Below are 20042 nucleotides of genomic sequence, written 5' to 3'. Positions count from 1 at the left end.
CCAGCAGGTTCAACTGGCCGAGGGTCTGCTGCGGATCGGCGACCATCGCCTGCAAGAGGTTCTGCCAGTGGCCGGCCATGCGTGCGATGGTCGCCGGGGCGAACAGGTCGGTGGCGTAGCTCAGGGACGCACGCAACAGCGTCTGGCTTTCCTCGACGTCCAGCGCCAGGTCGAATTGGGCGACGCCTTCATCCCAACTCAGGACCTCGACGTCAAGCTCGGTGAGGCGCTGCCAATGGCTATCGACCGACGTCACGCGGTGGTTGAACAACACCTGGAACAGCGGGCTGAGGCTCAGGCTGCGCTCGGGCTGCAAGGCCTCCACCAACTGCTCGAACGGCAGGTCCTGATGGGCCTGGGCCTCAAGGGAGCGTTGACGCGTCTGGTGCAGCAAGTGCTCGACGCTCATCTGCCCGTGGATATCGGCCTTGAGCACCTGGGTGTTGACGAAGAAGCCGATCAGCCCTTCGGTTTCCAGGCGATTGCGGTTGGCAATCGGCACGCCGACGCGCACGTCCTCCTGACCGCTGTAGCGGTGCAGCAAGGCCTGGTACGACGCCAGCAACACCATCGGCAACGTCACCCCGGTGCGCTGCGCCAGGCTGCGCAAACCGGCGAGCAACGGCGCCGCTAGCTCAATACCCAGGCGCGCGCCACGGTGGCTTTGCAGCGCTGGGCGCGGGTAGTCGACTGGCAATTCCAGCACCGGTTGCACACCGCCCAGTTGCTCACGCCAGTAAGCCAGTTGACGCGCGGTCTCGCCGGCCTCCATCCATTGACGCTGCCACAGGGCGTAGTCGGCGTACTGGATCGGCAAGGCCGGCAGGTGCGGCGTGGTCCCCTGGCTGAACGCGGCGTAGAGCTGCACCAGTTCTTCGACCATCAGTTGCATCGACCAGCCATCCGAGACGATATGGTGCTGCACCAGCACCAGCACGTGGTCATCCTCAGCCAGACGCAGCAACGTGACCCGCAGCAACGGCCCGCGCAGCAGGTCGAACGGACGCGCGACCTCGGCAGCGACCTGCGCCTTGAGCCCGGCTTCGTCGCTGTCGGCCTGGTCGACGTCGATCAGGCCCGATTCTTCAATCACTTGCCGTGTGCCGCTGGCGTCCTGATGCAGATGGGTGCGCAGGCTTTCGTGGCGCGCCAGCAAGGTGTCGAAACTGCGTTGCAGCGCCGCCAGGTCCAGCGTGCCTTTCAGGCGCAGGGCGCTGGGGATGTGGTACGCGGCGCTGTGCGGGTCGAGTTGCCAGAGGAACCATTGGCGTTCCTGGGCATAGGACAGTGGCAACGGTTGGGTGCGGTCGGCCTTGAGCATCGCCGGTGCGACCACGCCCTCCTCGCCCAGCGCCGCGACGAAGTCACCCAGCGCCGGGTGTTCGAACAGGGTCTTGAGCGCCACTTCCAGCGTCAGCGCCTGGCGGACCCGCGACACCACGCGGGTGGCCAGCAGCGAATGCCCGCCCAGCTCGAAGAAGTGGTCGTCGAGGCCGACATGAGGTACGCCCAGCACCTCGGCCCAGATCGCCGCCACCTGCTGTTGGCGCAGTGTGACGGGGGCGACATGGCCTTTGAGCAACAGGCTGGCGTCCACGCTGGGCAGAGCCTTGCGGTCGAGCTTGCCGTTGGGGGTCAAGGGCAGGCTGTCGAGGCACATCAGGTACGCCGGCACCATGTAGTCCGGCAAACGCTCGCGCAAGGCGGCTTGGTAGACCTGCGGCGTCTGTGGGGCGGAGGTCACCAGATAGGCGATCAAGCGGTCGTTGTCGGCCAGCACCACGGCTTCGCGCACGCCGGGGTGTTCGCGCAGGCAGGCTTCGATTTCGCCCAGTTCGATACGGAACCCGCGCACCTTGACCTGCTGGTCGACCCGGCCGATGTACTCCACCACGCCGTGGTCGCGGTAGCGCGCCAGGTCACCGGTACGGTACAGGCGTTCGCCCGGTGCGCCATAAGGGTTGGGCACGAAGCGTTCGGCGGTGAGCGCCGGCCGTGCATGGTAACCGCGCGCCAGGCCGACACCGCCGATCAGCAGCTCACCGGCCGCGCCCAACGGGCATGGGCTGAGCCCGGCGTTGAGGATGAACAACGCGGTATTGGCAATCGGCCGCCCGACAAAAGGCTGCGGCGCCAACAGCCGATGGGCCGCCGACCAGATGGTGGTTTCCGTGGGGCCATACAGGTTCCACACCGGGCCTTGCAGATCGAGCAGACGCTGGGCCAGGTCGGCCGGCAGCGCTTCGCCGCCGCACAGTGCCTTGATGCCATGCAGCCGCTCGGCACGCGGGCTGTCCAGCAGCATGCGCCAGGTTGACGGCGTGGCTTGCAGCACATTGGCGCGCTGGTGGTGCGCCAGGTCGATAATCGCCTCCGGGTCGAGGGCCAGGGCCTGGCCGCTCAGCAGCACCGTGGCGCCAACCGTCAGCGGCACGTACAGCTCCAGGGCGAAGATGTCGAACGAGAACGTGGTCAGCGACAGCACCCGCGCCTCCCGGCCGATGTCCAGGCTGGCGGCCATGCCGCAGGTGAAACTGCACAGCCCGCGGTGGCGCACCATCACGCCCTTGGGCTGGCCGGTGGAGCCGGAGGTGTAGATCACGTAGGCCAGGTGTTCCGGGCTGACGTCCACTTGCGGGTTGTGTTCGCCAGCGTCGCTGTCATCGACCAGCAGCACGTGCAGGCCTTGCGGTTGCGCCAGTCGGCCGATCAGCGCTGGCTGGGTCAGCAGCACCCGGGCGCGGCTATCTTCGAGCATGAACGCCAGGCGCTCCGCCGGGAACTGCGGGTCGAGCGGCACGTAGGCGCCACCGGCCTTGAGGGTCGCCAGCAGGCCGACCGCCATGTCCAGGGAACGCTCCACATGCACCGCCACCAGCACGTCCGGGCCGACACCCGCCGCGATCAGGCGATGGGCCAGGCGATTGGCGCGGCGGTTGAGTTCGGCATAACTCAAGGCGTCGTCGTTGAATTGCACAGCGATGGCGTCGGGCTGGGCCAGGGCCTGCGCTTCGAACAGCTGATGCACACAGCGCTCGCGGGGGTAATCGAAGGCCGTGTGGTTCCACGCTTCGAGCATCTGCCGCCACTGCGCCGCGCTGAGCAGCGCCAGCTCGTCCAGGGGTTGGGAGGCATCGCGCACCACGGCGCGCAGCAGGTTCTGCCAATGCTCGGCCAAGCGCTCGACGGTCGCCGGTTCGAACAGGTCGGTGGCGTAGGTCAACGCAGCCCAGAGGCCATCGGCCGACTCCTCGGTTTCCAGGTTGAGGTCGAACTGGGTGCTGTGGCCGGTCCAATCCACCGCTTGCAGGTCCAGGCCAGGCAACTGCAGCGGGCCGGCGCGCAGGTTGTCCTGATGATTGAACATCACTTGGAACAACGGGTTATGGCTGAGGCTGCGCTCCGGTTGCAGCGCTTCCACCAGTTGTTCGAAGGGCAAGTCCTGATGGGCCTGGGCCTCCACCGCACGTTGCTTGACCTGGGCGAGCAAGCGGTCGAAGCCCATCCGCCCATGCAGCTCGGCCTGCAGTACCTGGGTGTTGACGAAGAAGCCGATCAGCCGCTCGGTTTCCAGGCGATTGCGGTTGGCGATCGGCACCCCGACACGGATCGCGGACTGGCCGCTGTAGCGAAACAGCAAGGTCTGGAACGCGGCGAGCAACAGCATGAACAGGGTCACGTCCTGACGCTGGGCGAGGGCCTTGAGTTCGGCGACCAGCGCGGCGTCCAGATGCAGTTGTCGGCGCGCGCCGCGATGGCTTTGCAGCGCCGGACGCGGGTGGTCCAGGGGCAGCTCCAGCAGCGGATGTTCGCTGCCCAGGCGGGCGCACCAATAATCGAGTTGGCGCTGTTTCTCCCCGGCGGCCATCCACTCGCGTTGCCACAGGGCATAGTCGGCATAGTGCAGCGGCAACGCCGGCAACGGCGCCTGGCCCTGATACAGGGCCAGCAGTTCGTCGACCATCACCTGCATCGACCCACCATCGGAGATGATGTGGTGCTGGGTGATTACCAGCACATGGTGCTCCGCTTCGACGTGCAGCAACGTGACGCGCATCAGCGGGCCGTTGACCAGGTCGAACGGGCGCTGGATCTCCTGCGCCACCGTCGCTTCGATCGCGGCTGCGGCGATGTGCTGATGCGCCAGTGCAATCGCCAGATGGGGGTGGATCACCTGCCAAGTCTGCTCGCCCTCCTCCACGAAGGTGGTGCGCAGCGGTTCATGGCGCTGCACCAGGGCGTGGAAAGCGTGTTCCAGCGCAGCGATATCCAACGGGCCGCGCAGGTGCAGTGCGGCGGGGACGTGATAGGCGGCGCTGGTCGGGTCCAGTTGCCAGAGGAACCATTGGCGCTCCTGGGCGAACGACAACGCCAACGGCCGGTCACGCCCGGCCGCCTGCAGCGTCGGTGCCGTGTCGCCCTGCACGCCGGCGCACGCGGCCGCGAAGGCCTCCAGCGTCGGCTGCTCGAACAGCGCGCGCAACGGCACTTCCAGCTTGAGGTCATGGCGCACGCGGGAGATCACCTGGGTGGCCAGCAACGAATGGCCGCCGCGCTCGAAGAAATGGTCATCGAGCCCCACGCGCTCGACCTGCAACACCGCTTGCCAGATCGCTGCCAACCGGATCGCCAGCGGGCTGTGCGGGGCGCGGTGGGCCTGTCGGGGCTGGTTCAGGTCCGGTGCCGGCAGTGCGCGGCGGTCCAGCTTGCCGTTGTTGTTCAACGGCAAGGCATCGAGCACCACCCACTGCGCCGGCACCATGTAGTCGGGCAACACACGGTGCAAGGTCGCCGCCAGCGCCTGGGTGTCCAGGCGCTGGCCCTGGGTCGGCACCACGTAGGCCACCAATTGCGCACCCACGGCGCCCGGCTGCGCGATGACTGCCGCCTCACGCACCTGCGGCAAGCCTTGCAGGCTGGCCTCGATTTCGCCGATTTCGATACGGAAACCGCGAATCTTCACCTGATGATCGATGCGCCCGACGTACTCCAACGCACCGGCCTGGTTGTAACGGGCCAGGTCGCCACTGCGGTAGAGCCGCGCCCCCGGCACGGCGGAAAACGGGTCCGGCAGGAAGCGCTCGGCCGTCAGCGCCGGGCGGTCGAAATAGCCCTGGGCCAGGCCGTACTCGGCACCGATGCACAGCTCGCCGAGGCCCTCGGTGGCCAACAGCTCGAACGCACTGTCGAGCACATACAGCGAACGGCCTTCGATGGCCTGGCCGATGGGCACGCCGAACGCGTCACTGGCATCCAGCAACTGGCAGTCATGCACGCTGGACACCACCGTGGCCTCGGTCGGCCCATAGGTGTTGACCAGCCGCACGTGGCCCAGGCCGGCGGCGTGCCAGGCGCGCAGGCCTTCCACCGACATGGCTTCGCCGCCCACATGCACCTGGCGCAGATTGCCCAGGGCGCGGTGTTCGACCGCACATTCCTTGGCCAGCAGGTACCAGTACGCCGCCGGCAAGTCAGCGAGGGTCACGCCCTGCTCGACGATTTCCCGCGCCAGTTGCCCGGCGTCCCACAGTTCATCGCCACGCATGATCAACGCAGCGCCTATACACAGCGGCGGGTAGCACTGCTCGACAAAGCCGTCGAAGCTGAACGTGGCGAACTGCAGCACACGGTCCGCCGCACACAGCCGGCTGTAGACCGCGGCGCTGTCGCAGAACTGGCCGAGGGCGGCGTGATCGATGGCCACGCCCTTGGGTTGGCCGGTGGAGCCGGAGGTGTAGATCACGTAGGCCAGGTCGGCGGCGCCCACGTGGCTGGGCGGATTGGCGCGCGGGTAAGCGGCCAACTCAGCGCCGGATGCGCTGAAGTCCACACGGATCAGACCTTGCGGCAGCGGCAGGTCGGCGAGCAGCCCGGTTTCGCTGAGCAGCAGGTCCACACGACTGTCCGCCAGCATGTAGGCCAGGCGTTCGTTGGGGTATTTCGGGTCCAGCGGCACATAGGCGGCGCCGCTTTTAAGTACCGCCAGCAGACTGACGATCAACTGCGGGCCACGTCGGCAGGCTAGGCCCACGCGCTGCCCAGGCCCCACGCCCAGCGCCAGCAGGCGATGGGCCAGGCGGTTGGCGTGGTCGTTGAGCTGGGCATAGCTCAAGCGCGCTTCGCCGGCCTGCACCGCCAGCGCATCCGGGGTGGCGGCGGCCTGGGCGGCAATGCGTTGATGCACGTGCAGCTCACGTAGGGCCGCGCCGGGTGCCCGGCCCAGGGCGAGCATGTCGCGCTGCGTGGTGGGGTCGAGCAGGCGCAAGTTGCCGAGCGGCGCCTGCGCATCGACGAGCAGTTGCACCAGCAGGTGCTGCAGGTTGGCGCTCAATCGCGCGACCTGATCGGCACTGAAACGCGCGCGGTCGTAGCTCCATTCCAGGCGCAGGTTCGCCCCCAGCTCAATCCCCAGGGTCAGCGGGTAGTGGGTGCGTTCATGGTTGTGCAGGCGGCCAAAGGTCAGGCCTGCGGGCGCGCCCTGTTTCAGGGCTTCGGCCACCGGGAAGTTTTCGAACACCAGCAAGGTGTCGAACAACGCGCCCTGCTGGCCCGCCCAGCCCTGGATGTCGTAGAGCGGCACATGTTCGTGATCGCGCAGGCTCAGGTTCAGCGCTTGCAGCTCGCTGAGCCAGCACGCGGCCGATTGGGCCGGCGCGGCCAGGCTGACGAGCGGCAAGGTGTTGATAAACAGGCCCAGTTGCTGCTCGATCCCCGGCAGCGGCGCCGAACGCCCGGCGACGGTGGCACCGAACGCCACGCAATCCTGGCCGGTGTAGCGCTGCAGCAACAGGCTCCACGCCCCTTGCAGCAAGGTGTTGAGGGTGATTTTCTGGCGGCGGGCAAACTCGCCGAGCGCTTGGGTGAAGTCGCTGTCGAGCACCACCTGATGGTCGGCCATCCCTGTGGCGTGGGCCGGCACGCGCAGCGCCTCCGCCAGCAAGGTGGGCGCTTGCAACGGCGCCAGCGTGGCTTTCCAGAAGGCTTCGCCCGACCCTTGGTGTTGCAGCCAACCCAGGTAGTCGCGGAACTGTCCCAGCGGTGCCGGCACGGTATGGCCGGCATAGTGGGCGATGACTTCGCCCAGCAACTGGGCGTTGCTCCAGCCATCCATCAGGATGTGGTGGCTGGTGAAAATCAACTGCCAGGTCGCGCCGGCACCGCGTACCAGCAACAGGCGAAACAGCGGCGCCGCGTCGAGCGCGAAGCCCTTGTCGCGCTCGGCTGCGGCGAGGGCCTCGACGTCGGCATCGGGGTCTTCGATGACTTGCAACGGCAAGTCGACCTGCCGCTGGATCAACTGATGGGCACTGTCCAGGCCCAGCCAGTGGAAGCTGCTGCGCAGGATGTCATGCCGCTCCAGCGCGGCCTGCCAGGCGCGACCGAACGCCAAAAGATCGAGGCCGCCGATGTCCAGGCGCAACTGGTTGATATAGGCCTGGGCCTCGGGCTCGTACAGGCTGTGGAACAGCATGCCCTGCTGCATCGGCGACAGCGGGTAGAGATCGGCAATGGCCGGTCCCGCGACGGGCAGCCCATCCAACTGGCGCTGGGTCAGACGCGCCAGCGGGAAGTCCGACGGGGTGACCTGCCCTGCCGGCGTGGCACTACAATGCACGATCAGGGCCTTGAGTTCCGCCGCATAGTCATCCGCCAGGCGCTGGATTGTCGCAGCCTCGAACATCTCACGGCTGAAGCCCCACTGCAGGGTCAATTCCCCACCGTACACCTGCCCTTCCAGCGTCAACCAGTTGGCCAGCGGCGCTTCGGGGTCCTGGGACTGACCGCTGCCGCCAGTGGCGGGTACGAACAGTGCCGATTCGTTGAACTGGCGATCGAACTGTCCCAGGTAGTTGAAGGTAATGCGCGGCGCGGCAAGGCTTGATAGGGCTTCGCGGGCGTCCGGTGTGCCGAGGTAACGCAACAGGCCGTAGCCGATGCCTTTATCGGGCACGCCCCGCAGTTGCTCCTTGACCGACTTGATCGCATCCGCCAACCCGCCCTCGGCCTGCAGGCGCAGCGGGAACAGGCTGGTGAACCAACCGACGGTACGGCTCAGGTCGACATTGTCGAACAGGTCTTCACGGCCATGGCCTTCCAGCTGGATCAGCGCAGCCGTCTGGCCGCTCCACCGGCAGATCACCCGCACCAATGCGCTCAGCAGCAGGTCGTTGACCTGGGTGCGATAGGCGGCCGGAGCGTCTTGCAGCAGTTGACGGGTGTGTTCGGCGTCAAGGCGGATTTCCAGCTTGGCGCCCAGGCGATTTTGCAGGCCGCCTTGCGGGTTGTCGCAAGGCAAATCGGCGTCGGCCGTCTGCGCCTGCCAGTACGCCAGTTGCGCGTCGAGGGTCTGTGCATGGGCCTGCAACTGCCGGACCCACACTTGGTAGGCGCAGGTCTTGGCCGGCAGCGGCGCAGCGCCGTAGGCCTGTTGCAGGTCTTCGAGCAGGATGCGCCAGGACACGCCGTCCACCACCAGGTGATGGACCACCAGCAACAGGCGCTGGGTGCCGTCGGCCATGCTCACCAGGGCGGCGCGCAGCAGCGGGCCTTGTTCAAGATCGAGGCTGCGCTGGGCCGCCTCGCAGAGTGCGGCCAGTTCTGTGTCGTCGCTGGCGTGGGATTGCCACAATCCGGGCGCGGTGATCGGCGCGGCATGGGTTTGCTGCCAGCCTTCGGCCTGCTCGACAAAGCGCAGGCGCAAAGCGTCGTGATGATTGATCACCTGGGTCAAGGCCGCGTCGAGACGCGCAGGCTCCAGGGCTTCGCGCGGGATCAACAGCAACGACTGGTTCCAATGTTCGCGCACCGGGATGGCCTGGGCGAAGAAGCTCTGCTGCACCGGGGTCAGCATCACCTCACCGCTGACCGGGCCCTGGTCGACGCTCGCGGCCTGCTCGAAGGTCGCCACCAACGCCAGGCTGCGCACGCTCTGGTACTGGAACAGGTCGCGCGGGCTGAGGCGAATGCCTGCCTGGCGCGCGCGGCTGACCACTTGGATGGAGATGATCGAATCGCCGCCCAGCTCGAAAAAATTGTCGTCCAGGCCGACCTGCGGGATGCCGAGCACATCGCCCCAGATTGCGGCCAGCGCCTGCTGCACGGGGCTTTGCGGGGCGCTATAGGCCTGCTGTGCGGCGGCGTCCGGCACTGGCAGCGCTTTGCGATCCAGCTTGCCATTGGCGGTCACCGGCAATTGGTCCAGGTGCAGCATATGGGTCGGCACCATGTACTCCGGCAGGCTGCCGAGCAGCCACGCCTTGAGGTCGGTGGGCGCTTCGCCTTCCAACACCAGGTAGGCCACCAGGTGTTTGCCGCCCTGCACCAGCACCACCGCCTCACGCACGCCGGGATGCTGCAGCAGGCGCGTCTCGATTTCGCCCAGTTCGATGCGCAGACCGCGCAGTTTGACCTGATGATCGAGACGGCCGAGGTACTCGATCACGCCGTCGGCCCGCTGGCGCACGCGGTCGCCAGTGCGGTACACACGTGCGCCGTCAGCGAACGGGCTGGGCACGAAACGCTCGGCGGTCAGGGCCGCACGCCGGTGGTAACTGCGCGCCAGGCCGCTGCCGCCCAGGTAGAGCTCGCCGGACACGCCGGCCGGCACCGGGTTGAGCTGGGCGTCGAGCACGTAGGTGTAGAGGTTGGCGATCGGACGGCCGATGGGCACGCTGTCGGCGCCTTCATCGACACAGCTCCAGTGGGTTACGTCGATGGCCGCTTCGGTCGGGCCATAGAGGTTGAACAGAGCGGCCTGTGGCAGTTTGGCGAACACTTGGCTCTGTGCATCCAACGGCAAGGCTTCGCCGCTGCAGACGATGCGCTTGAGGCCGGTGCAAGCCTGCACGCCCGGCTCATGGATAAACGCCTGGAGCATCGACGGCACGAAATGCACGGTGGTGATCGCGTGTCGGCCAATGGTCGCAATCAGGCGCGCCGGCTCGCGGTGTTCGCCAGGGGCCGCGACCACCAGGCGCGCACCAGTCATCAACGGCCAGAAGAACTCCCACACCGACACGTCGAAGCTGAACGGGGTTTTCTGCAGCACCGCATCGCTGGCCTCCAGCGTGTAGGCCTGTTGCATCCAGCACAGGCGGTTGACCAGCGCGCGATGGCTGTTGCCGGCGCCCTTGGGTTGGCCGGTGGAGCCGGAGGTGTAGATCACATACGCGAGGTTCAGCCCGTGAATCGCCATGGCGGGGGCTTCGCAGCTGTAGCCGTCGAGCCACAGCGCGGGCGCGTCCAGGGCAATCACCTGGACAGCCGCGACCGGCAGCGACGGCAGCAGGCTTTGCTGGCTGAGCAGCAGCTGGATGCCGCTGTCTTCGATCATGTAGGCCAGGCGTTCCGGGGGATATTCGGGGTCGAGCGGGACATAGGCAGCGCCGGCTTTGAGAATCCCCAGCAGGCCGACCACCATTTCGATGGAGCGCTCGATGCAAAGACCCACCAAGGCATCGGGGCCAACCCCCTGCTCGCGCAAGGCATGGGCCAGCTGGTTGGCGCGGGCGTCGAGCTGGGCGTAGGTCAGCGTGGTCGCACCGAACACCAGCGCCGGCGCCTCCGGCGTGGCGCGCACCTGGTCTTCGATCAACTGATGAACGCCGCGCTCGCTCGGATAGGCCTGCGCGGTCTGGTTCCAGGCGCTCACCAGGACCTGCTGTTCATCGGCGGCGAGCATCGGCAACTCACCGACGCGCTGCTCGCCATCGGCGACCATGGCCTGCAACAGGCTGATCCAGTGCCGCGCCATGCGTGCGATGGATGGCGCGTCGAACAGGTCGTTGGCGTAGGTCAGCGCGGCATGCAGGGTGCCGGACTGTTCGTAGGTGTCGAGGGTCAGGTCGAACTGGGTGGTGCGGCCCTGCCACTCCACCGCGGCCAGCTCCAGGCCGGAGGCCGTGCGGATCGAGGCGATGTCGGCCACCACCGGCTGGTGGTTGTACATCACCTGGAACAACGGCGTATGGCTCAGGCTGCGCTCGACGTTCAGCGCTTCCACCAGGCGTTCGAAGGGCAAGTCCTGATGGGCCTGGGCGCCCAGGGCGTGCTCCTTGATGGCGTGCAGCAGCTCGCTGACGCGGGTTTGCCCGGTCAGTTCGGTGCGCAGCACTTGGGTGTTGACGAAGAAACCGATCAGCCCTTCGACTTCGGTCCGGTTGCGGTTGGCGATCGGCACGCCGACGCGGATGTCGCCCTGGCCGGTGTAGCGATGCAGCAGCACATTGAACGCACCGAGCAGCAGCATGAACAGCGTGACGTTGTGTGTTTGCGCACAGCTGCGCAGTTGCGCGGCCAGATCCGGATCGATCGCGAAGGTGTGGCGCGTGCCCCTGTAGCTGGGCATGGCCGGGCGTGGGCGGTCGCTGGGCAACTCCAGAACCGGATGCTCATCACCCAGCCGCGCTTGCCAGTATTCCAGCTGACGCGCCTGCTCCCCTGCTTCCAGCCAGCGGCGTTGCCACAGGGCATAGTCGCTGTACTGGATCGGCAGCGCCGGCAGTTGCGGCGCCTCATTGCGCTCATGCGCGTCGTAGAAACGGATGAACTCGTCGATCAAGACGTTCATCGACCAGCCATCGGAGACGATGTGGTGCAGGGTCAGCAGCAGCACGTGTTCCTGCTCGTCGAGTTTCAACAGTTGCACGCGCAGCAGCGGACCGTGCTCCAGATCGAACGGCAGCAGCGACTGGCGGGTGGCCGCGGCGTTGACGGCCTGCTCGCGTTCGGCGGGGGCCAGGTCGCTCAGGTCGTGCTGCTCGATCGCCAGCTCCGGCTGTGCCGCCACCTGCGCCAGGCGCTCGTCGGCCTGGCGCTGGAACACCGTGCGCAGAGTTTCATGACGCTCGACCAGGCTGGCGAACGCCTGCTGCATCGCGCCAAGGTTCAGCGCGCCCTTGAGCCGCACGGCGCCCGGCAGGTTGTAGGCGCCGCTGGCCGGGTCCAACTGCCAGAGAAACCACATGCGTTGCTGTGCGTAGGACAGCGCATCGCGGTCCTCCACATCCACCCCGGCAGGAATCGGAAACCGCGAAAAATCCACCCCTTCCTTCTGCAACGCCTGGAGGAACAGCTGGCGTTTTTCCAGGGGCAACCCGATAAACCGGCGAGCAAGTTTCAAGGAGTCTTCAGCATTCATTTCTTGGAGTCCGGAACAATAGGCGGGAAGCACAAAGGCACGTCGTCCCTATAAAACGAACCGGAGAGGGAAAAATTAGCGGGGGGATGAGAGGCTGTTGACTGCGAGGAATGCGGGCTGCCGGGAAATGCCCTACACGAAACCCGTATGCAACTGATACTTCTTGAAGCGCTTCGGGCCTAGGTTAAACGGCGCCAGATCCTAAGAACCATTACGCACAGGAGCAGCGGCTCAATGAATCGCCGACTTAAATACAAAGGTCATACCGGCTCAATAGAAACCAGCGTCGAAGACAACTGCCTGTTTGGGAGGCTTTTGAACATCGACTCACTGGTCAGTTATGAAGGGCAAACCGAAGCGGAACTGGAGGCCGCCTTTCGCCAGGCGGTGGATGACCTCCTCAGCGGTGAGTGCATCGCTCATCCGTCACCCTAACCGCCGATACCCCAACACCGCCGAACCCAACACCACCGCCCCCGCCGCCAGCGCCACCCAGAACCCGCTGGCCGCGCCGAAGTGGTCGATCATCCAGCCGGAGCTGGCGGCGCCGATGGCCACGCCGATGCTCAGGCCGGTGATCAGCCAGGTCATGCCTTCGGTCAAGCGGCTCGGTGGCACGATCCGCTCCACCAGGGCCATGGACACGATCAGGGTCGGGGCGAAGAACAGCCCGGAAATGAAGATCGCCACGGCCAGGCCGGGGATGTTGGTGACCAGCAGCAACGGCAAGGTGGTCAGCGCCGTGGCGACACCACAGCACAGGAACTGCCGGGGCAACGGCGCCTTGAGTTTCAACGTACCGAACGCCAACCCCGCCAGGCACGAACCGATGGCATACACCGACAACACAATGCTCGCCGCCGCCGGTTGGCCCTGGTGCTGGGCGAAAGCGACGCTGACCACATCCACCACCCCGACAATCACGCCCATGGCCAGCAGCAGGATCATCAGGATCAACACCGAGGGCGAAGCGATCAGCCAGCGCCCGTGATGATCATGGCGCTCATGCACGGGCGGCTCGGTCTGGCGTTGCATCACGAACACCGTGACACCGACCGCCAACAGCAACGCCGCCAGCAAAGGCCCGGCCTCGGGAAACAGCACCACGCACAACCCCACCGAGATCGGCGGGCCGATGATAAAGCACACCTCATCGAGCACCGACTCCAGGGCAAACGCGGTCTGGAGCTTGGGCTGGCCGCGGTACAGCTCGGTCCAGCGCGCCCGGACCATGGCTGACATGTTGGGCATGCAACCGGCCAGCGCGGCGAACACGAACAACGCCCAGTTCGGCGCCTGCAAACGCGTACACAGCAACAGCAACAACAACGCACCGCCGCCGATCAGCGCGGCGATCGGCAGTACCCTGCCCTGGCTGTAGCGATCCACCAGCCGCGATACCTGCGGCGCGCAAAATGCCGTAGCCAAGGCAAACACCGCCGCCACCGAGCCGGCCAGGCCGTAGCCGCCATGCACCTGCGAGAGCATGGTGATCAAGCCGATGCCGGTCATGGAGATGGGCATGCGCGCGAGCATGCCGGCCAGTACGAACGCCCGGGCGCCGGGCGCCTGGAACAACTCGGCGTAGGGGTTTGCCATGATTGAAACGCCTTCTTTCCTTGATTTGCGCAACCTTTTATCACACCAGCCGTGTGATCTGTTTATGCCGCCACACCAACCGGTAATACGCAGTCTGCAAGCCGAGCATCGCCAGGTATGTCACCGGAAATGCCATCCACACCCCTTCCAGGCCGTACCGCGCATTGAGCAGGTAGGCCACCGGCAATTCCACGCCGAGCACACAGAAGATCGAAATCGCCACCGGGATCAGCACCACGCCGCTGGCGCGCATGATCCCGCCTATCACGGCCTGGAAGCCGAACACCAGGATGCTCCACAGCATGATATGCAGCAGGTGTTCGGCCTTGATCCGCGCGGCGTCGTCGGTGATGAACAGGCCGAGCAACCAGGGCGACAACAGGTAGCCGAGCAGGATCAGGCCGCCGGTCAGGCAGGTATTGATCAGCAACCCGGTGCGCAGGATCGGCCCGATCCGTTCCAGGCGCCCGGCACCGATGGCCTGGGCGCCGAGGATCGAGGCGGTGATGGCAATCGACAGTGCCGGAAACTGCACGTAGTTGACGATCTGCGTCACCGCGCCATAGGCCGCCGTTGCCTGGGAACCGTGGTTGTTGACCAAGGCCAGGATGACCAATTCGGATAATGACAGCACCACCATCTGTAGCCCGGTGGGCAGCCCGATGCGCAGGACTTTGCCGAGAATCACCCGGTCCAGCCGCAAGGCCGCGAGCAATGCGCGGTCCGGCGCCATCACGTGGTTTTTATGCCGCAGGCGCAGCACCAGAAACAGCATCGCCGCGGCGTTGCCCACCAGGCCGGCATACACCGCACTCTGAATGCCCATGGGCGGCAGGCCGATCCAGCCGCGGATCAGCGCCGGCGTCAGCAGCAGACCGACGAATGTCGAGACCATCAGCGCCAGCAGCGGCGAAATCGTGTCGCTGACGCCGCGCAGCAGCTGGGTATAGAGGATAAACACCAACAACAGCGGCATGATCAGCATCATCACCTGGGCATAACCTACCGCGTCATCCAGCACATCCAGCGGCGTGCCCAGCGCCAGTAACGCCGGACGCGCAAACAGGCTGCCAAGCACCGCTGCCACCAAACCCACCAGCGCGCCAAGGGTCAGGGTGGCGCCGGTGATCGCCTTGACCATCGAGGTTTCCCGGGCTCCCCAGGCCTGGCCGATCAACACCGAGGCCCCCGCCCCCAGGCCGATCACCAGGGCGATAAAGAAAAACACGATGGGGAACATCCCCGACACCGCCGCCAACGCCTGGGTACCGAGCATTTGCCCGACATAGATGCCATTGAGCGTGCCGGTGAAGCTCTGCAGAAAGTTGGACAGCACCATCGGTGCGAGGAAGACCAGGTAGATCTGCCACAGCGGGCGTTGTTGGGTCACTTCCATGGTAGTTCGAGTCCCTGGATGATGATCAGGCAGTGAAAGCGTTGCGCGACAGCCAGGCCAGGTACGTCTGCACGTCCACCGGCCAGAGCGCGATCTTGTTGGAAAAGTCTGCAGCGTTGTGGGCAAACAGCGCCCGCGAGGCCTCTTCGAAACCCGGCAGGTCACCGCCGATGGCGCTCATGAAGCGATAGCTGGCCTCTTTGGCCTGGCGCATTTGATCACGACTGGCATGGGCATTGCGCGCTTCATCCACCAAGCGCCGCAACGCGGCCGACGCACCGCCACGCTGCTGGCTCAACCACTCCCAATGGCGCGGTAGCAAAGTCACTTCGCGGGCGACCACGCCCAGCTTGGGGCGCCCGACCGCAGGGGACGTCGGCGGCTCATCTGGTGCCTCTGCGGGCGCGGGCAGCTCGGGTGCATAACCCGGGGGCCAAGGGTAATCGACCTGGGTGCCGGTGGCATCGTCGAATACCAGGAAGCTGCCGGCCGGCAGATCAAGGTCTGCCAACGCCTGGGCAACGTGGGCATAGGGACCGTCCGCCACACGTCGGTGGTGAACGAAAGCGGTGCAACGAGTGGGATGTTGAGAATCCATGATTTATACCCGGGTAGTATTTGTTTTACCCGGGTTATATTAGAGGGGAATTTTCAGACTGCAAGTCTTATTGCGCAGAACTACCCAGCGTATGCGTTACCTCGCGGTTTTTCCGTGGCCGTCATGGGGCAATTGCCCGACCGGGCAGGCGGCGACGCCCACGGTGCCGCGGGTGATTTTCTCCACGTTCTCCTGGGCTTTTTGCGCATCGAGCACCCAGGTGCGGTAGAACTCGAACGGGCAATCGGCCACGCCTTTGTCGCCATCGCCCGAAGCATGCATACCGGTGTAGCCGCGGTGCAGCAGCTTGAACAGGTGGTTCTGCGACTGGTCATTGGCGCGCGCATCGCGGATCTGCGATACCGATAGCTGGGCGTACTGGATGCCCATCTCCTCTTCGCCGCATTCGCCTAGCGTGCGCCCGTCAAAACCGATGATCGCCGAGTGACCGAAGTACGAATACACGCCATCGAACCCGGCGGCGTTGGCCACCGCCACGTAGCAGTTATTGGCCCAGGCCATGCTCTTGGACATCAGCACCTGCTGCTCCTTGGCCGGGTACATATAGCCCTGGCAGCGCACGATCAACTCGGCGCCCTTCATCGCGCAATCGCGCCAGATCTCCGGATAGTTGCCGTCATCGCAGATGATCAGGCTGATCTGCATGCCTTTGGGCCCATCGCAGACGTAGGTGCGGTCGCCCGGGTACCAGCCTTCGATGGGGCACCAGGGAATGCACTTGCGATAACGCTGCACGATCTCGCCGAGGTTATTGATCAGCACCAGGGTGTTATAGGGCGCCTTGTGCGGATGCTCTTCGTGGCGTTCGCCGGTCAGGGAAAACACGCCCCAGGTGTTGGCCTGGCGACAGGCGGTGGAGAAGATCGCGGTTTCTTCGCCGGGGATGCTTGCGGCGGTGGCCATCATCTCGTCGTGGTCGTACATGATGCCCATGGTGCTGTATTCCGGGAACACCACCAGGTCCATGCCCGGCAGGCCCTGCTTCATGCCGAGGATCATCTCGGCAATCTTCTTCGCATTCTCGATGACCTCGGCCTTGCTGTGCAGGCGCGGCATCTTGTAGTTCACCACCGCGACACCGACGGTGTCCGGGCTGCTGGAAATATCGCCATGACGCATTGCAATGCTCCTGGTCTAGTGACTGATCATCCACGGCCGTGGACCGGTCTTGGTCTTGAGGCCCAGCGGGTTGGCCTTGCTCGGCAGCACCTTTTTGCTGGTGCCGCAGCAACTGCAACCGGCCGGATGGCGACGGTTTTCCTGGTACTCGTCGACCGTTTGCGGCGCGTTGGCGCTGCGCTCGTTGCCGGCGATGGCCTTGCGCTGGTTGGTCGACAGCAACTGCAAGGCCGGGGCCGACACCTGCAACGGCCCTCCCGGCCCGGCGCAGTACGGGCACTGGCTGGGTTCGTTGCGCTGGGCGATCGGCCGCAACATCGTGAACGTGCCGCACGCCTCGCAGGCGTATTCGTAGGTCGGCATGGCTACAGGTCCGGTGCGATGGGCAGGTCGACGCTGCCGTCGAGGAACTTGGTGGGGCCGTTGGCGTTGGGGTTGATGTCGAACTCGAAGATTTCCGTAGGCAGCCACAAGGTCGCGCACGCATTCGGAATATCCACCACACCGCTGATATGCCCTTGTACCGGTGCCGAGCCAAGCAGCGCATAGCCCTGGGCCGGTGAGTAGCCGAACTTGGTCAGGTAGTTGATCGCATTCAGGCACGCCTGGCGGTAGGCGATGTTGACGTCCAGGTAGTGCTGCTGGCCCTGCTCGTCCACCGAGATGCCTTCGAAGATCAGGTAATTCTTGTAGTTCGGCGTGATCGGGCTCGGCTTGAACACCGGGTTCTTGATCCCGTACTTGGCCATGCCGCCCTTGATCAGCTCGACCTTCATATGCACCCAGCCGGCCATTTCGATGGCGCCGCAAAAGGTGATTTCGCCGTCGCCCTGGCTGAAGTGCAAGTCGCCCACCGACAGCCCGGCGCCCTTGACATAGACCGGGAAGAAGATCTTCGAGCCGCGGGACAAATCCTTGATATCGCAGTTACCGCCATGCTCACGCGGCGGCACGGTGCGCGCGCCGGTGGCGGCGGCATCGTCGCGGGCCTGGCCCTTGAGCTTGCCCATGTGCGCGGTGGCGGCCAGCGGCGCGTTGGCCAGCGGCGGGACACGGGTGGGATTGGTGTCGATCAGTTCCTGTTCGCGACGGTTCCAGTCGGCGAGCATCACCGGGTCCGGCAGGCAGCCGATCAGGCCAGGGTGGATCAGGCCGGCGAAGTTCACCCCTGGAATGTGCCGTGAACTGGTGAACATGCCCTTGAAATCCCAGATCGCCTTTTGCGCACTGGGGAAGTGATCGGTGAGAAAGCCACCGCCGTTCTGCCGCGAGAAAAAGCCGTTGAAGCCCCACTGCGAATCGGCCTTGGCGCCGATGTCGAGCAGGTCCACCACCAGCAAATCGCCCGGCTCGGCGCCGTGTACACCCACCGGGCCGGACAGGTAATGCACGGTGGACAGGTCCACATCGCGCACGTCGCTGGCGTCATCGTTGTTCTTGATCGCGCCGGCGGTCCAGTCGTAGGTTTCGAGGATGAAGTCATCGCCCGGCTTGACCCAGCAGGCCATCGGGATATCCGGGTGCCAACGGTTGTGGATCTGCTCGTTTTCGGTGACGGGTTGGTTGAGGTCGACTTTGATCAGCGTTTCGGTCATGGACTGGCTCCTGGACGGATGGCTTGTGGCGTTGAAACCAGTCTCGTGGAGCGAGGTAAAACGGGAAATACGTTGGATGACGTATGGCTCTGCCAGAGAGTGAAACCCAAACAAAAATGTAGGAGCTGGCTTGCCAGCGAAGGTCGTTAACGATGACGCGCATCGCCAGGATGAACGCAGCGCCTGGGCGTTTTTCGCCGGCAAGCCGGCTCCTACAGGTGGATTCGCAGCCCTGCGTTTCTGTAGGAGCTGGCTTGCCAGCGAAGGTCGTTAACGATGACGCGCGTCGCCAGGATGAACGCGGTGCCTGGGCGTTTTTCGCCGGCAGGTTCGCAGGTGCGCTTTTCTGTAGGAGCTGGCTTGCCAGCGAAGGTCGTTAACGATGACGCACGTCGCCAGGATGAACGCAGCGCCTGGGCGTTTTTCGCCGGCAGGTTCGCAGGTGCGCTTTTCTGTAGGAGCTGGCTTGCCAGCGAAGGTCGTTAACGATGACGCGCGTCGCCAGGATGAACCCGGCGCCTGGGCGTTTTTCGCCGGCAGGTTCGCAGGTGCGCTTTTCTGTAGGAGCCGGCTTGCCAGCGAAGGTCGTTAACGATGACGCACGTCGCCAGGATGAACGCAGTGCCTGGGCGTTTTTCGCCGGCAGGTTCGCAGGTGCGCTTTTCTGTAGGAGCTGGCTTGCCAGCGAAGGTCGTTAACGATGACGCGCGTCGCCAGGATGAACCCGGCGCCTGGGCGTTTTTCGCCGGCAGGTTCGCAGGTGCGCTTTTCTGTAGGAGCCGGCTTGCCAGCGAAGGTCGTTAACGATGACGCGCGTCGCCAGGATGAACCCGGCGCCTGGGCGTTTTTCGCCGGCAAGCCGGCTCCTACAATCGGTAGCGGCTAGACGGACAGGTAGCGGCTGATGGTTGCCTCGTCCACCCGGTCCCGGGTTTCTTCGATCACGAATCGGCCCTTTTCGATCACCAAAAAGCGGTCGGCGATTTCCAGGGTGAACGACAGCACCTGCTCCGAGACCACGATGGTCAGGTCCCTTAAGTTGCGAATCTCCTTCAGCGTGCGGGCGATGTCCTTGATGATCGACGGCTGGATGCCCTCCGTCGGTTCATCCAGCAGCAGCACCTTGGGGTTGGTTGCCAGCGCCCGCGCAATCGCCAACTGTTGCTGTTGCCCGCCGGACAGGTTGCCGCCCTTGCGCGACTGCATGTCGTAGAGCACCGGGAACAGCGCGTACAAATCCTCCGGCACCTTGCCCCGCGCCGAGGCCGGCAGGCCGGTCTGGATGTTTTCCAGCACCGTCATGCTCGGAAAGATCATGCGGCCCTGGGGGACGTAGGCAATCCCGCGTTCAACCCGTTCATGGGTTTCCAGCGCCGACACATCATGCCCGTCCACGCTGACCTGGCCTTTCCACTGCGGCAGGATGCCCATCAAGCTCTTGAACAACGTGGTCTTGCCCATGCCGTTACGGCCCATCACCGCGACGATCTCGCGCTTGGCCACGTTCAGGTCCAGGTCGTGGAGGATCTGGCTCTGCCCGTAGCCGCAGGACAACTGGTCGATCTTGAACATGCC

The 20042-nt window shown here is 65.2% G+C and carries 8 protein-coding genes and 1 pseudogene; 1 reads left to right on the top strand and 8 read right to left on the bottom strand.

The window, feature by feature from the left end; translation table 11 throughout:
- On the bottom strand, positions 1–12139 hold a 12139-nt coding region (locus NR164_RS22745), incomplete at its 3' end, for a non-ribosomal peptide synthase/polyketide synthase (RefSeq protein ID WP_256823294.1).
- 234 nt (positions 12140–12373) lie between these two features.
- On the opposite strand from NR164_RS22745, the pseudogene NR164_RS22740 reads away from it, so the two are divergent.
- Positions 12374–12541: pseudogene (locus tag NR164_RS22740) on the top strand (type II toxin-antitoxin system HicB family antitoxin); the annotation flags it as partial.
- Positions 12542–12565: 24 nt separating this feature from the next.
- Here NR164_RS22740 and NR164_RS22735 read toward each other — a convergent pair.
- From NR164_RS22735 to urtE, 7 genes are all read right to left on the bottom strand, one after another.
- Entirely contained in the window at positions 12566–13738 is a 1173-nt protein-coding gene (locus NR164_RS22735) for an MFS transporter (RefSeq protein ID WP_046383747.1), read from the bottom strand.
- Positions 13739–13778: 40 nt separating this feature from the next.
- Positions 13779–15134 (bottom strand): MATE family efflux transporter, encoded by a 1356-nt coding sequence (locus tag NR164_RS22730; RefSeq protein ID WP_046488356.1) that lies wholly within the window; start codon positions 15132–15134, stop codon positions 13779–13781.
- Between the two features lie 25 nt (positions 15135–15159).
- Entirely contained in the window at positions 15160–15732 is a 573-nt protein-coding gene (locus tag NR164_RS22725) for a DUF2239 family protein (RefSeq protein ID WP_256823293.1), read from the bottom strand.
- 96 nt (positions 15733–15828) lie between these two features.
- Positions 15829–16872 (bottom strand): aliphatic amidase, encoded by a 1044-nt coding sequence (locus NR164_RS22720; RefSeq protein ID WP_256823292.1) that lies wholly within the window; start codon positions 16870–16872, stop codon positions 15829–15831.
- A gap of 15 nt (positions 16873–16887) precedes the next feature.
- Entirely contained in the window at positions 16888–17235 is a 348-nt protein-coding gene (locus tag NR164_RS22715) for a zinc ribbon domain-containing protein (protein ID WP_256823291.1), read from the bottom strand.
- 2 nt (positions 17236–17237) lie between these two features.
- Positions 17238–18467, bottom strand: a complete 1230-nt coding sequence (fmdA, locus tag NR164_RS22710; protein ID WP_046383752.1) for a formamidase — start codon at positions 18465–18467, stop codon at positions 17238–17240.
- A gap of 882 nt (positions 18468–19349) precedes the next feature.
- Entirely contained in the window at positions 19350–20039 is a 690-nt protein-coding gene (gene urtE, locus NR164_RS22705) for an urea ABC transporter ATP-binding subunit UrtE (RefSeq protein ID WP_046383753.1), read from the bottom strand.
- Between the last annotated feature and the right edge of the window lie 3 nt (positions 20040–20042).

This window comes from Pseudomonas sp. Pse79 (assembly GCF_024519615.1).
Lineage (GTDB): Bacteria > Pseudomonadota > Gammaproteobacteria > Pseudomonadales > Pseudomonadaceae > Aquipseudomonas > Aquipseudomonas veronii.
Note: the sequence above shows the minus strand (reverse complement) of the source record. Positions and strands in the feature narration are given on the sequence as shown.

Coding starts and splice junctions, on each gene's coding strand:
- NR164_RS22735 (WP_046383747.1), bottom strand. CDS start 13,738: ATGGCAAACCCCTACGCCGAGTTGTTCCAGGCGCCCGGCGCCCGGGCG.
- NR164_RS22730 (WP_046488356.1), bottom strand. CDS start 15,134: ATGGAAGTGACCCAACAACGCCCGCTGTGGCAGATCTACCTGGTCTTC.
- NR164_RS22725 (WP_256823293.1), bottom strand. CDS start 15,732: ATGGATTCTCAACATCCCACTCGTTGCACCGCTTTCGTTCACCACCGA.
- NR164_RS22720 (WP_256823292.1), bottom strand. CDS start 16,872: ATGCGTCATGGCGATATTTCCAGCAGCCCGGACACCGTCGGTGTCGCG.
- NR164_RS22715 (WP_256823291.1), bottom strand. CDS start 17,235: ATGCCGACCTACGAATACGCCTGCGAGGCGTGCGGCACGTTCACGATG.
- fmdA (WP_046383752.1), bottom strand. CDS start 18,467: ATGACCGAAACGCTGATCAAAGTCGACCTCAACCAACCCGTCACCGAA.
- urtE (WP_046383753.1), bottom strand. CDS start 20,039: ATGTTCAAGATCGACCAGTTGTCCTGCGGCTACGGGCAGAGCCAGATC.